This is a genomic window from Arthrobacter sp. B0427-1-12 (genome assembly GCF_059092905.1).
Window position 1 is genome coordinate 61758 of the sequence record NZ_JBNHIC010000023.1, and the last position, 14260, is coordinate 76017.

The following is a 14260-nucleotide window of genomic DNA, read 5'->3' on the forward strand; positions in this document are numbered from 1 at the left end:
GCCGGTCCGCGTCCGGATGGGCCGGCATGGTAGACGCTGACGCCGCGGCGGCGCAATTTTGCGCGCGGGCGGGCAGCGATGGAAGATTACAGTTGCGGTTTTTTTCATCTGGCGAAAGGTTGATCCATGGGTCGTCGTGCCTTCACTGGTGGCGGCTCTCCCTCATCCGGTGCCACCCCGAAGAAGTTTCCCCTCGGTTCCGGTACCGGCAGGGACAAGAGCCATAAGGGCGGCGGCGCGGCAGGAACAGCTACCGCACACGGCAACGGCCCGGGCGGCCGCGCAGACTTCCCGGCAAGCCGGCACCTTGGGTCCGATCCGCTGCGGAAATGGCTGAAGCTCACTGCCATCGCACTGTCCGCCGTCCTGGTGGCCGGTTTTGTCTTTGTCGGTGTCCAGCTCCTGCGCCTGCAGTCCAACATTGTGACCCAGCCGCTGAATCTGGGCACGGATGCGGCCGGGCTTCCGGTCGATCCCAGCAAGGACCCCCTGCAGATCCTCGTCCTCGGCACCGATACCCGCACCGGCGAGGGCAACAGCCAGTACGGTACGGAAGAAGACGCCTCCGGTTTCGGCAATTCGGACGTCATGATGCTCATGAACCTCTCTGCGGACCGCCAGCGCGTTACCGTGGTGAGCTTTCCCCGGGATCTGCTGGTTCCCCTGCCCACGTGCAAGGACCCGGAGACCGACGAGGTCTACCCGGAACAGGAACTGGGGCAGCTGAACAGCGCCCTGAGCCTGGGCGGTCCCGGCTGCACGGTTGCCGCCATCAATGAACTCACCGGCCTTGAGATCGACCACTTCATGATGGCCGACTTCAATTCAGTCAAGGAGCTCTCGGAGACCCTGGGTGGCGTGGAAGTCTGCCTGAACCAGCCAGTCAATGACCCGAAGTCCGGCCTGGACCTGCCGGCCGGAGTGAGCAGCATCCAGGGTGAGCAGGCCCTGGCGTTCCTCCGTACCAGGGCCGGATTCGGCAACGGCGGGGACCAAGGCCGGATCCGCGCCCAGCAGAGTTTCCTTGCCTCCATGGTCCGCAAAGTCAAGGACGAGGGCACACTCAGGAACCTGCCGAAGGTCTATGCCATCGCCGAAACCGTGACGAAGAACCTCACCGTCGACCAGCAGCTCTCCCAGGTCCCGACCCTGCTGATGCTGGCCGACCGGCTCAAGGACGTTGACCTGGAGAAGGTCGCCTTCGTGACTGCGCCAACCGTGGCCTACCCCTACGACCCGAACCGGCTGGTTCTGGACGAGACCTTGGCCGCCCCGCTGTTCCAGACACTGGTCGAGGACGGCGACGTTACCGCCCCACCAGAAGCGCCCGCCGCGCCCGAATCCGGCGCGCCGGGAGCCGAGGCACCGGCTCCGGCCCCCGAGGCACCGGCCGAACCTGAGCTCTTCTTCGATCCGGCGGCCGTGCCGGTAACGGTCGTCAACGCCTCCGGGGTGGCGGACCGCGAAGCCGAGCTGCAGACCCACCTGCTGGGACTCGGATACGCGCTGACATCGACTGTGCCCAATGACGCCGGCATCAGTCCGGCTACGCAGGTCTTCGCCGGATTCGGCTATGAGGAAATCGCCAAGGTTGTGGCCGAGGTCTTCGGAATTCCGCAGTCACAGGTGGTCGGCAGCGCCTCCACTGTCGGTGTCACCGTCTCTGTCGGCGAGGATTTCCCCACCGGTTTGACCCTCGGCACGGGCGCAGGCCTGGGCGAGGGCCTCAGCGGCCAGACCGCAGCCCAGGTGACCTGCCAGTCGTCCTACGGCTTCTAAAGCAGCCCGGACGACGACGGCGGCAAGGCACCCTTGGGTTGCCCTGCCGCCGTCGGACGGTTACCAGATCCTGACCCGCTCCGCCGGCGACAGCCACAGCCGGTCGCTCTCCGCGACGCCGAAAGCTTCATGGAACTCGGACAGGTTGCGTACCACGGCATTGCAGCGGAATTCGTTGGGGGAGTGGGGATCGACGGTGAGCCGCCGCACCGATTCCTCCGGCCGGATCTTCTGGCGCCAGCACTCCGCCCAGGAGTAGAAGAACCGCTGCGGGCCGGTCAGCCCGTCGATCACAGGCGGTTCCTGGCCGTCGAGGCTGATCATGTAGGCCAGGTAAGCGATGCCGAGACCGCCTAGGTCTCCGATATTTTCGCCCAGCGTGAGTTTGCCGTTCACCTTGTTCTCCGGCGCCTCCTCCGGACTCAGCACGCTGTACTGGTCCACCAAGCGGCCCGTCAGCTCCTCGAAGGCCGCCCGGTCCTCCTCAGTCCACCAGTTGTGCAGCGCACCCGTGCCGTCGAACTGGGAGCCCTGGTCATCGAAACCATGTCCGATTTCATGTCCGATGACGGCTCCGATGGCTCCGTAATTGGCCGCGGGATCCGCTTCGGCATCGAAGAAGGGCGGCTGCAGGATCGCCGCCGGGAAGACGATCTCGTTCATTGTCGGCTGGTAGTAGGCGTTGACCGTCTGCGGCGTCATATGCCATTCGCCGCGGTCGATCGGCCCGCCCAGCTTGTCCAGCTGGCGTTTCAGCTCGAAGGCTTCCGCGCGCCGGACATTGCCCAGTACCTCGCCGGGCACGATCTGCAGGCCCGAATAGTCGATCCACTTCTCCGGATAGCCGATCTTGGTGGTGAACCTCGACAGCTTCTCCAGCGCCCGTTCGATGGTTCCGGCGCTCATCCAGGGCAGGTCCGTGATGCTCCGGCGGTAGGCCTCGAGCAGGTTGGCAACGAGCTCCTCCATCCGCGCCTTGTGTCCGGGCGGGAAGTGCCGGGCCACGTAGATCTGTCCGATGGCTTCGCCCAGCGCCCCTTCGACCAGCGCGACGCCGCGCTTCCAGCGATCCTTGATCACGGGCGTGCCGCTGAGGGTGCGGCCGTAGAAAGCGAAGTGCGTCTGGACGGCGTCCGAGGACAGGTACGGGGCGGCATGGGTCAGGACCCGGGCCGCCAGCCAGGACTTCCAGTGCTCCAGCGGCTCCGATGCCAGCAGCCCGGCTGCGCCGCTGACGAAATCCGGCTGGCAGACCACGGTTTCCTGCCAGTGCGGTCCTTCCAGGCCCATGGCGGAAAACAGCCCTGCGGCGAAGGGGGCGCGCTCCGTCAGTGCGGCCGCGTCGTGCAGGTTGTAGATCTTCTGCGGGTCGCGGCAGCTCACCGCATCCAGATGGAAGGACGCCAGCTTGGTCTCCAGGTCCAGGACGGCCGCGGCCTGCGCCGCCGGCTCAGCTTCACCGGCCAGCGCCAGCAGTCCGGAGAGGTACTCCTGGTAGGCCGCGCGGATTGCTGCGAAAGAGTCCTCCCGGTAGTAGGACTCGTCCGGCAGGCCCAGGCCGGACTGGTAGAGCCACAACAGGTAGCGGTCCGGATTGCCGGGATCGTTGTTGACAAAAGCCGCCAGGATCCCCGGCGTACCGCCCTTGCCCAGCTCGCCGCACAGTTCCACCAGCGCGGCGGCGTCGGCCACGGCATGGATCCGCTCCAGCAGCGGCTTGACGGGGGACAGCCCCCGGGCTTCCACCGCGGCCTCGTCCATGAACGCGCGGTACAGCGTCCCGATCTTCTGCTCAAGATCGCTGCCCGCCGGATCGGCCGACTCGATAATGTCGCGGACATTGGCCTCGGACGCGTCGCGCAGCTGAGTGAAGGACCCTTCCAGCGGGCGGTCCTCGGGAATCTCCGCCGTCGCCAGCCAGCCGCCGTTCACATGCCGGAACAGGTCATCCTGCGGCCGGACAGCAGGGTCGATATTTGTCAGAACAATGCCAGAATGCGTCACTGAAACTCCGTACCTGTCGGTGGTCATGGCCGTGCCGTCGGCAGCGGGGAGGCCACGTGCCGCCCCGCACCGCGCACCTCCATCCTATGCGCCGTGCTAGTGTGAAAAGGTGCGCGCAGAGATGCTTCTTCTTAGCTGCCGCAGCGAGGCCACACAGACGTCTGTTTGAACGGCCGAACCCTCGCTGCGGAGTTTGTGTTGCCCGGCCAATATTTCTAGAAGAACGAACAGAAAAGGCCACCTTCCATGCAAAACGCACAGAAGCCCTCTGGAATGCCGATCCACAAGTACGTGCCGTTCCAGGACCAGATCACCATCTCGCTGCCGGACCGGACCTGGCCGGACAAAGTCATCACGAAGGCGCCGCGCTGGTGCGCCGTGGACCTGCGGGACGGCAACCAGGCACTCATCGATCCGATGAGCCCCGAGCGCAAGCATAAGATGTTCGATCTGCTGGTCAGGATGGGGTTCAAGGAGATCGAGGTCGGCTTTCCCTCCGCCTCGCAGACCGACTTCGATTTCGTCCGGCAGCTGATCGAGGGCGACCGCATTCCGGACGACGTCACCATCCAGGTGCTGACCCAGTCCCGCGAGCATCTGATCGAGCGGACCTATGAGGCGCTCGAAGGAGCGGACCGCGCCATCGTCCACCTCTACAACTCCACCTCGGTGCTGCAGCGCCGCGTCGTCTTCAACACGGATGAGGACGGCATCCTGGACATTGCGCTCAGCGGTGCGCGCCTGTGCAAGAAGTACGAGGAACAGCTCAGGGACATCCACGTCACCTACGAGTATTCGCCCGAGTCCTACACGGGCACCGAGCCGGAGTTCGCCCTGCGCGTGAGCAACGCCGTTGCCGAGGTGCTGGAGGCCTCCCCGGACCACCAGATGATCCTGAACCTGCCGGCCACCGTGGAAATGGCAACGCCCAATGTCTATGCGGACTCCATCGAATGGATGCACCGCAACCTGGCCAACCGGGAGGGCATTATCCTCTCCCTGCACCCGCACAATGACCGGGGAACCGGCGTGGCTGCGGCGGAGCTGGGCTACATGGCCGGGGCCGACCGGATCGAAGGCTGCCTCTTCGGCAACGGGGAGCGGACCGGAAACGTGGACCTGGTGACCCTGGGCATGAATCTCTTCAGCCAGGGAATTGACCCGGAACTGGACTTCTCCCAGATGGATGAAATCCGGCGGACGGCCGAGTACTGCAACCAGCTGCGGGTCCCCGAACGGTCCCCGTACGGCGGCGACCTGGTCTTCACTGCCTTCTCCGGCTCCCACCAGGATGCGATCAAGAAGGGCTTTGAAGCGCTGGAGCGGGATGCCGAGTCCGCCGGCAAGACAGTGGATGAGATCCCCTGGGCTGTCCCGTACCTGCCGATCGACCCAAAGGACATCGGCCGCAGCTACGAGGCCGTGATCCGCGTTAATTCGCAGTCCGGCAAGGGCGGCGTGGCGTACCTGCTCAAGCATGAACATAGCCTGGACCTGCCCCGCCGCGCCCAGATCGAATTTTCCGGCGTCATCCAGCGCCGGACGGACACCGTGGGCGGCGAGGTCAGCGGGGCCGAACTGTGGGAGATCTTCAAGGACGAGTACCTGCCGGCTCCCGCCGACACGGCCGCTGCCACCGGGCAGTGGGGCCACTACACCGTGGCGTCGATGAATGCCGAAACGGCCGAGGACGGCACGGTCCGCCTGGCCGTCAATATGATGATCGACGGTGTGCAGCACCGCCGGACGGGACAGGGGAACGGACCCATCGCCGCGCTGCTGGACATCCTCGCCCAGGACGGGGTCGATGTCCGCGTGCTCGACTACTCTGAACACGCCCTGTCAGCCGGCGGCAACGCCCGTGCGGCTGCCTATGTCGAATGCGCAGTCGAGGAGCGTGTGCTCTGGGGCGTCGGGATCGACACCAACACCACGATGGCCTCGCTGAAGGCCGTCGTTTCCGCCGTCAACCGGGCTATCCGCGACAAGAAATAGGCGGCCTGCGCCGCAGGGCGCGCCGGGCAGGCGCACTGTGCAGCCTGTCCGGCGCGCCCGCCGCAGCGGCCCGCGCTGAAGAGAGAACGGTCGAGTGTCCAGCAAATCTTTCGCCTCCCGCACCTACCGGGACGAAGGTGTCGTGCTGCGGACGTACAAGCTCGGCGAGGCGGACCGCATCATCGTGCTGCTCACCAGGCAGCATGGCCAGGTGCGGGCTGTCGCCAAAGGAGTCCGGCGGACCAGCAGCAAGTTCGGTGCCCGGCTGGAACCGTTCATGGTCGCGGACCTGCAGCTGATCGCCGGACGGAATCTGGACATCGTCACGCAAGCTCAGTCTCTGGGTCCTTATGGCCGCGGGATCGTCGCCGACTACGGCCGGTACACTGTGGCGGCCGCCATCACCGAAACGGCGGAAAAGCTCACCGATACCGACGGCGAATCCGCCGCCGCCCAGTACTCCTTGCTGATCGGCGCCCTCGCGGCGCTGAGCCGGGGGGCCCATGCGCCCGAACTCATCCTGGATTCGTACCTGCTGCGCGCGCTTGCGACCGCGGGCTGGGCCCCCAGCTTCACCGACTGCGCCCGCTGCTCGGCCCCCGGTCCGCATTCGGCCTTCGCGGCCGCCTTCGGCGGAGCTGTCTGCCCCGACTGCCGGCCCCCAGGTGCCGCGTCTCCGGCGCCGGAAACCATGGCACTGCTGGCCGCCCTGCTCTCCGGAAACTGGCAATCGGCGGACCGCTCAATGCCGCAGCACCGCCGCGAATCGGCCGGACTGGTGGCCGCCTACCTGCAATGGCATCTCGAGCGGGCCGTGAAATCCCTCAAACATGTGGAGCGTATGTGAAAGACCGTGAACGCCGGCCCCCGGTGAAACCGCTGCCCCATCCCTCCGGAGCCCGCCCGCCCCGTATTCCTGAGGAGTTCATCCCGCGGCACATCGCGGTGGTCATGGACGGCAACGGACGCTGGGCCAACCAGCGCGGGCTGCCCCGCACCGAGGGCCACCGGGCAGGCGAAGCAGCGCTGCTCGACGTCGTGGCCGGCGCCATCGAGACCGGGGTACAGCATGTTTCCGCGTATGCCTTCTCCACCGAGAACTGGAAACGTTCCCCGGAGGAAGTCCGCTTCCTCATGGGCTTCAGCCGCGAGGTACTCCGCCGGCAGCGGGACCAGCTGGACGAGTGGGGCGTGCGGATCCGCTGGTCCGGCCGCCGCCCGCGGCTATGGCAGTCCGTCGTCAAGGAACTGGAGATCGCAGAGGAACAGACCAAGGCCAATACGGTCTGCACGCTGAACATGTGCGTCAACTACGGCGGGCGCGCCGAGATTGCCGACGCCGTTGCGGAAATCGCCCGGCAGGTGGAACGGGGCAGGCTGCGCCCGGGGTCAATCACCGAGAAGACGGTCCAACGGTACCTGGATGAACCTGACCTGCCCGACGTCGACCTTTTCCTGCGCACCTCCGGCGAGCAGCGGCTGTCCAACTTCATGCTCTGGCAGTCCGCGTATGCGGAGATGGTGTTTATGAACACCCTCTGGCCGGACGTCGACCGGAGGACGCTGTGGGAGGCAATGGAGATCTACGCCCGCAGGGACCGCCGATACGGCGGCGCGGTGGACCGGGCTGCTAATCCAGCATGAAACCCCTGGCCCACCGCCGCAGCTGTCCGTAGACCTGTTCCCGTACCGGTTTGGCGGAAAGCAGGAGGTCGTGCAGCGCGCCCTCGAACCGTAATACTGTCACCTGCGGACCGAGGTTCAGTGCCCGCTGCGTCATCAGCGTGACGTCCAGGACGATGTCCTGACTGAGCATGTTCTCGTGCCACACATGGCTGATCAGGGATTTGGCCGATGCCAGCACCAGGATGGGCACATTGACGGCCAGGCCGTGGGCTACCCGGCTGTGGCCGGCCATGACGGCCGTCAGCCAGCCGGCGCGGACCGGAAAGGCCGTCTCCGGGCGCCACTGGGGATTGAGGTCCCACTCGCCGTCTCCTTCGCGGCTGATACTGCGCCAATAGTGGCCGAGTTCCGGAAGTTTGAGGCGGGCCTTCGGCCTGAATCTGGCCAGTGGTTCCAGCAGTCCGGCCGTTGCGTTCCGGACAATGGAGCTGCCCTGCAGTTCGAGCCAGGGACTGTTCAGAATCAGCGCATGGATCCGCCCCGGGTGCCGGTCGGCCCACAGGGAGGCGACCAGGCCACCGGTGGAATGCGCCATGAGGGTGATCCGGATTTCCTGGCCCTGCTCGAAGCGGACAGCGAGGTCAGCCTTCACCGCCTCAAAGGCGGCTTCGATATCGGCGTCGTATTCATCGAGCGAGGTGACGTAGCCGGGTGTCTGGCCGGGACGCAGACTCCGCCCATACTTGCGCAGGTCCAGTGCATAGAAGGCCACACCCTCGCCGGCCCAGAAGGCAGCCAGCTCAGTTTGGAAGAAGTAGTCGCTCCACCCGTGGAGGTAGAGCACGGCATGGACAGGCCTGTCCGCGCCGTTGTCCGGGGTTCTGGGCTTCTGCAGCCAGTCGCGGAACCGCTGCAGGCGGGATCCCGCCGTCGGCGGCGGCGCGGGAAAATACCGTACGAGCGTGGCTTCGACCGGGCCTTCGTCGTCGTTTCCCAGTTCGAGTGTCCTGAATTCATAGCCGTCCCCGAGGAAGTCCGGCTCCCATCCGTCAGCCATCTTCCGAGAATACCCGTTGCCTCCGGCACCGGGTACAAGTTGATGGACGGGGACAGACATGGGAACTTTAGACCATGCGTTTCTACCCGACTTTTTTCCGCGTCGTCTTCTCCGGTATGGACCCGGAAAGGGCGCACCGGATTGGCTTCTCAATGATCCGGATCGCGGGAAAGGTGGGAGCCGGGGCCGTCCTGCGGCGCTTCTGCCGGCCGGACCCGGTCCTGGCGACGGAGGCATTCGGCCTGACCTTTCCGTCCCCGTTCGGCCTGGCCGCAGGATTCGACAAAGAGGGCCATGGCATCAGCGCCCTGACGGACCTTGGTTTCGGGCACATCGAGGTGGGAACCATCACCGGCCAGGGCCAGCCGGGCAATCCCAAGCCGCGCCTCTTCCGCCTGGTCGAGGACAAGGCGCTCATCAACAGGATGGGATTCAATAACGACGGCGCCGCCAAGGTTGCGCCGCGCATTGCCAAAGCGCGCCAGATCCTGGGACGCCGCCCCGGCGGTACCCGGCCGGTCATCGGCGTCAACATCGGCAAGACTAAGAAAGTGGACCTGCGGCAGGCCGTGGAGGACTACCAGATCAGTACGCGGGAACTGGCTCCGTATGCGGACTATCTGGTGGTCAACGTCAGCTCGCCGAATACTCCCGGCCTGCGCCTGCTGCAGAATGTGGACTCCCTGCGGCCGTTGCTGAGCGCGGTCCGCCGGACCGCCGACGAGGTCTCCGGGCGCCGGGTGCCACTGCTGGTCAAGATCGCCCCGGACCTGTCGGACGAGGACATCGATGACGTCGCCCGTTTGGCAACCGATCTCCGGCTCGACGGCGTCATCGCCACCAACACGACCATCACCCGCGAAGGCCTGAAGACGGATCACGCCACCGTGATGAAGTACGGCGTGGGCGGGCTCAGCGGTGCCCCGCTGAAGGAACGGTCGATGGAAGTGCTCAAGCGCCTGCGTGCCGGGCTGGGGGAGGACATCGCGGTCATCTCTGTGGGCGGTGTGGAAACAGCCGCCGATGTGCAGGCCCGCCTGGACGCCGGGGCGACCCTCGTCCAGGGTTACACTGCTTTCCTTTACGAAGGGCCGTTCTGGGCGGCACGGATCAACCGGGCTCTTGCCCGCAAGCGGCGATAGGGACGGCTAGAAAAAGGGGGTCCCGGAGCCATCAGGCTCCGGGACCTCTTGTTGCCGGCTGTTGCCGGTAGCTGGATCCGTTTACCGGGGATACTCGCCGCGGGCCACCATCGGCTTGGGCAGGCGCAGCTTGCGGAACTGCAGGCCGCGCATCACGCCGTACCAGACCACGCCGGGTTCCGGCGTGGTAAATTTTTCCCTCAGCCGGCGCTTGAGCTTGCGCCCCAGGATGAAACTGTCCACTGCGACGAGCAGGAACATGGCCCAGAAGGCTACGAGCACGACGGACTGCAGCGTCAGGTTCGGGATGAAGGTCAGCACCACGAATACCAGCGCCGCGATCATCAGGAATTCGCCCACGTTCCAGCGTGCATCCACAAAGTCCCGTGCGAAGCGCCGCTGCGGACCCTTGTCCCGGACCGGCAGGAAGCGCTCGTCACCAGTTTCCATGGCACGGCGCGTCTGCAGTCGCTGCTGCTGCATGGCAGCCCGTTGGGCTTCCTTGGCGGCCTTGCGGTCGTTCGGCACCAGCGGCCGCTTCCGCGCGGCCTCCTGGTCCTTGCGCCGGGGCGTGGGCGCACCTTTGCCCGCCGGCCTGTCCGTGGCATTGCTCTCTACGGCTTGCTGGTCCACAGCATCCTGGGCTGCGGGAGCCTCTTTCTTACGTCCAAACACCTCTCCAGCCTACCGTGCCGCGGACCGGCCGCCGCCGGTAGGGTGGCCACTATGACTACTCTTCCTGATACCGTTCCGGCCGGAGTCGATGTCGAGGCGCTGGCGCGCAGCGTCGATGCGCATTTCGACGCCACCGTCACCCGGCTCAAAGAACTGGTAGCCATTCCCGGGATCGCCTGGGAGGCCTTCGACCGGAGGCAGCTGGAGCGAAGCGCCGAGGCGGTAGCCGGGCTCATCCGGGAGACAGGCATCGAGGAGGTGCAGATTCTCTCCGTGGCCGGTGCCGGCGGTATTTCCGGCGGGCCGGCCGTCGTCGCACGCCGCCCAGCTGCGCCGGGCAAGCCTACGGTGCTGCTTTACGCCCACCATGACGTCCAGCCGCCGGGGGATGAGGTCCTGTGGAACACGGCACCTTTTACTGCCACGGAGCGGGGCGGCAGGCTGTACGGGCGCGGAGCGGCCGATGACAAAGCTGGCATCATGGCCCACATCGGTGCCCTTCGGTCCGTCATGGAGACGCTGGGGGAGGGATTCGGCGTCGGCGTGACGCTGTTCATAGAAGGCGAGGAAGAAGCCGGCTCGCCGACGTTCCGCACCTTCCTGGAAACCCACCGCGAGCTCCTGCGCGCGGACGTCATCATCGTTGCGGACTCAGGCAACTGGAAGGTTGGCGTGCCGGCACTGACCACCAGCCTGCGCGGCCTCGTGGACGGCGTGATCGAAGTGCAGGTACTGGAGCACGCAGTCCATTCGGGCATGTTCGGCGGCCCCGTGCTGGATGCGCCCACGCTGCTGGCGCGGCTCATCGCCACCTTGCACGATGACAACGGCGAGGTCGCCGTCGAAGGCCTTGCCGCCGTCGACCATGCCGCCCTTGACTATCCCGAGGCGGACTTCAGGGCCGATGCCTCAGTGCTCGACGGCGTCAGGCTGGCCGGCAGGGGATCCATCACCTCACGGCTGTGGACCAAACCCGCGCTGTCCATCATCGGCATGGACGTTCCCAGCGTTGCGCTGGCCTCCAATACGCTGCTGCCGACTGCCCGGGCGAAGTTCAGCCTGCGGCTGGCGCCAGGCCAGGACCCGGATGCCGCAATGGAGGCGGTACGCCGGCATGTTGAACAGAACGCACCCTTCGGCGCCAAGGTCACGTTCCTGCCGGGGGAGCGGGGCCACGCCTTCGCTACAGATACCAATGCTTCCGCAGCCCGGACCGCACTGTGGGCGCTCGGCACGGCCTGGGGCACGCCGCCCGTCGAAACGGGCGTGGGCGGTTCGATTCCTTTTATCGCGGACCTGGCGGAGGTCTATCCCGCCGCACAGATCCTCATTACCGGCGTGGAGGATCCGGACTCCCGGGCGCACAGCGCCAATGAATCCCTGCATCTGGGGGACTTCCGCCACGCCATCCTGGCCGAGGCCCTGCTGCTGGCACGGATCAATGCCGCGGGTCTTTGAGGGCTTGCATCCCACCGACTACCCGGAATGATTCGGCCGCGCCGCTGGTTACGTTGGCGAGGGGCACCGGACGTACGATGGAACAAGGTTCGAAGAGCCGGTGCTTGACATGTAGCCGCAGGAATTCGGCCGAGGCAAGGAGAAAGAAACCAATGAGCGCATCCACCAGCGAATCCACCAACGACGTCAAGGCCACGGCGGAGGCGGAACTGCCTGTGCATGAGGTAGCACTGACGGACGTGGCCGCGGGCAAGGTCCGCAGCCTCCTTGAACAGGAGGGGCGCACGGACCTGCGGCTTCGCGTGGCTGTACAGCCTGGCGGTTGCTCCGGCCTGATCTACCAGCTCTACTTCGACGAGCGCGTCCTTGACGGTGATGCCGTACGCGATTTCGACGGCGTCGAGGTCATCGTCGACAAGATGAGCGTTCCGTACCTGGCTGGTGCAACCATCGACTTCGAGGACACGATCTCGAAGCAGGGCTTCACCATCGACAACCCCAACGCAGGCGGCTCCTGCGCTTGCGGAGATTCATTCCACTAAAGCCGGGGGACTGGGAGCGGATCCGCCCCGGATTCATTGCCGTGGCACGGTGTCAATTTGTCACGTGCTGGGTTCGGGTGCGGGTAAGCTCTACAGTGAGTAGTAAAACTTCAATGTGCAATGAGGCCACTAGCCCCTTTGCAGCACTAGCACTAACAAGAGGAAGGGCCGTCTGTGAGTTCGCAGGATCGAACCGGCAGCCGACGCGCGAAGATCGCCAAGATCACCGGGCTAGCCACCGTAGGCGCGTTATTTTTGTCGGGATGTTCACCGGAAGTACAAAGGGGTTGGTTGCCCACCGAGCGGGGGACGACCAACCACACGGACCGCATCATGGACCTGTGGGTGAACTCCTGGATCGCCGCTGTCGCAGTGGGTGTCCTCACTTGGGGCCTGATCCTCTGGTGCATTATCGCCTACCGCCGCCGCCGGACCGACACCGGCTACCCGCGCCAGCTCAGCTACAACCTGCCGATTGAAATCTTCTACACGGCGGTTCCGCTCTTCATGGTCATGGTCCTCTTCTACTTCACGGATCAGGACCAGCGCGCCATCGACGCCCGTGTGGACAATCCGGACGTCGTCGTGGATGTGCGGGGCAAGCAGTGGGCCTGGGACTTCAACTACGTCACGGAAAACAAGTACGACGCCGGCATCCAGGCGCATCTGACGGGTGAACCGGGCATTCCGGAAACGCTGCCGACGCTGTACCTGCCGGTCAACCAGACGGTCGAGCTGCAGCTGAACTCCCGCGACGTCATCCACTCTTTCTGGGTTCCGGCCTTCCTGCAGAAGCGGGACATGATTCCGGGCAAGACGAACTACATCACCCTGACGCCTACCCGCACCGGCACCTTCGACGGCAAGTGCGCGGAGCTTTGCGGCGAGTACCACTCCGAGATGCTCTTCCGGGTCATGGTCGTGGAGCAGGAAGAATTCGACGCCCACATGGCAACCCTCCGGGACGGCCAGTTGGGCAGCGAGTATGACCGCAACCCCAACCTGACGCCCAACCCAAACCAGTTCAATGCTCCTGACCAGGGTCCGACGGACTAACTAGAGGGGAATCGTGACTACTTACGAATACTCAGCGGACCAGGTCGGGACGACCCTAGCTCCGCGCGTTGTGCCCAAGTCGAAGGGGCGCATCGTGGTCAACTGGATCACCTCCACCGACCACAAGACCATCGGGTACATGTACCTGATTGCCTCCTTCATCTTCTTCTGCCTCGGCGGCGTCATGGCGCTGGTCATCCGCGCGGAACTGTTCGAGCCCGGTATGCAGATCCTGCAGACCAAGGAACAGTACAACCAGATGTTCACCATGCACGGCACCGTCATGCTGCTGATGTTCGCAACGCCGCTGTTCGCCGGCTTCGCGAACGTCATCATGCCGCTCCAGATCGGTGCGCCGGATGTTGCCTTCCCCCGCCTGAACGCGCTGGCGTTCTGGTTCTTCCTCTTCGGCAGCACCATCGCCGTCTCCGGCTTCATCACCCCTCAGGGTGCCGCCTCCTTCGGCTGGTTCGCCTACGCGCCGTTGTCGAATACTACGTATTCGCCCGGTGTCGGCGGGGACCTGTGGGTCTTCGGCCTGGCGCTGTCCGGTTTCGGCACCATCCTCGGTGCGGTCAACTTCATCACCACGATCATCTGCATGCGTGCCCCGGGCATGACCATGTGGCGGATGCCGATCTTCACCTGGAACACGCTGGTCACGGCCATCCTGATCCTGATGGCGTTCCCGCCGCTGGCCTCCGCCCTCTTCGGCCTGGGCCTTGACCGCCGGTTCGGCGGACACGTCTTTGACCCGGAGAACGGCGGGGCCATCCTGTGGCAGCACCTGTTCTGGTTCTTCGGCCACCCCGAGGTGTACATCATCGCCCTGCCGTTCTTCGGCATCGTCTCGGAGATCTTCCCGGTCTTCAGCCGCAAGCCGATCTTCGGCTACAAGGGCCTGGTCTACGCCACCATCGCCATCG

12 protein-coding genes are annotated in these 14260 nt (G+C 65.4%); 9 read left to right on the plus strand and 3 right to left on the minus strand.

Features of this window, described 5'->3' with window-relative positions; genetic code table 11:
- The first annotated feature begins 126 nt into the window (after positions 1-126).
- Positions 127-1779, plus strand: coding sequence for an LCP family protein (locus AC5RWU_RS14465; RefSeq protein ID WP_494031463.1), 1653 nt, complete (start codon positions 127-129; stop codon positions 1777-1779).
- A 60-nt stretch (positions 1780-1839) separates the two neighbouring features.
- On the opposite strand, the gene AC5RWU_RS14470 is transcribed toward AC5RWU_RS14465, so the two are convergent.
- Entirely contained in the window at positions 1840-3783 is a 1944-nt protein-coding gene (locus AC5RWU_RS14470; protein WP_494031464.1) for a M13 family metallopeptidase, read from the minus strand.
- A gap of 246 nt (positions 3784-4029) precedes the next feature.
- Here AC5RWU_RS14470 and leuA point away from each other — a divergent pair, with 246 nt between their 5' ends.
- The 3 genes from leuA (at position 4030) to AC5RWU_RS14485 (ending at position 7422) form a co-directional block, all read left to right on the plus strand.
- Positions 4030-5778, plus strand: a complete 1749-nt coding sequence (leuA, locus tag AC5RWU_RS14475) for a 2-isopropylmalate synthase (protein WP_494031465.1) — start codon at positions 4030-4032, stop codon at positions 5776-5778.
- A gap of 94 nt (positions 5779-5872) precedes the next feature.
- Entirely contained in the window at positions 5873-6625 is a 753-nt protein-coding gene (gene recO, locus AC5RWU_RS14480) for a DNA repair protein RecO (RefSeq protein ID WP_494031466.1), read from the plus strand.
- The gene (locus AC5RWU_RS14485; protein WP_494031467.1) at positions 6622-7422 is read left to right on the plus strand and encodes an isoprenyl transferase; all 801 of its coding nucleotides are present in this window, start codon (positions 6622-6624) and stop codon (positions 7420-7422) included. The genes recO and AC5RWU_RS14485 overlap by 4 nt, the downstream gene beginning before the upstream one ends.
- Here AC5RWU_RS14485 and AC5RWU_RS14490 read toward each other — a convergent pair.
- Positions 7409-8461 carry an alpha/beta hydrolase gene (locus tag AC5RWU_RS14490; RefSeq protein WP_494031468.1) on the minus strand — a complete coding sequence of 351 codons (1053 nt, stop codon included), beginning with the start codon at positions 8459-8461 and terminating at the stop codon, positions 7409-7411. The genes AC5RWU_RS14485 and AC5RWU_RS14490 overlap by 14 nt on opposite strands.
- Positions 8462-8535: 74 nt before the next feature.
- On the opposite strand from AC5RWU_RS14490, the gene AC5RWU_RS14495 reads away from it, so the two are divergent.
- A complete protein-coding gene (locus AC5RWU_RS14495) occupies positions 8536-9603 on the plus strand; it encodes a quinone-dependent dihydroorotate dehydrogenase (RefSeq protein WP_494031469.1) in 1068 nt (355 codons plus the stop codon).
- An 81-nt stretch (positions 9604-9684) separates the two neighbouring features.
- On the opposite strand, the gene AC5RWU_RS14500 is transcribed toward AC5RWU_RS14495, so the two are convergent.
- A complete protein-coding gene (locus AC5RWU_RS14500) occupies positions 9685-10278 on the minus strand; it encodes a DUF3043 domain-containing protein (protein WP_494031470.1) in 594 nt (197 codons plus the stop codon).
- A gap of 51 nt (positions 10279-10329) precedes the next feature.
- On the opposite strand from AC5RWU_RS14500, the gene AC5RWU_RS14505 reads away from it, so the two are divergent.
- From AC5RWU_RS14505 to AC5RWU_RS14520, 4 genes are all read left to right on the plus strand, one after another.
- Entirely contained in the window at positions 10330-11736 is a 1407-nt protein-coding gene (locus AC5RWU_RS14505; protein WP_494031471.1) for a dipeptidase, read from the plus strand.
- 152 nt (positions 11737-11888) lie between these two features.
- A complete protein-coding gene (locus tag AC5RWU_RS14510) occupies positions 11889-12278 on the plus strand; it encodes a HesB/IscA family protein (protein ID WP_494031472.1) in 390 nt (129 codons plus the stop codon).
- A 174-nt stretch (positions 12279-12452) separates the two neighbouring features.
- Positions 12453-13334: an aa3-type cytochrome oxidase subunit II gene (gene ctaC / locus AC5RWU_RS14515; protein ID WP_494031473.1), complete on the plus strand. Its 882-nt coding sequence runs from the start codon at positions 12453-12455 to the stop codon at positions 13332-13334.
- A gap of 13 nt (positions 13335-13347) precedes the next feature.
- On the plus strand, positions 13348-14260 hold a 913-nt coding region (locus tag AC5RWU_RS14520), incomplete at its 3' end, for a cbb3-type cytochrome c oxidase subunit I (protein ID WP_494031474.1).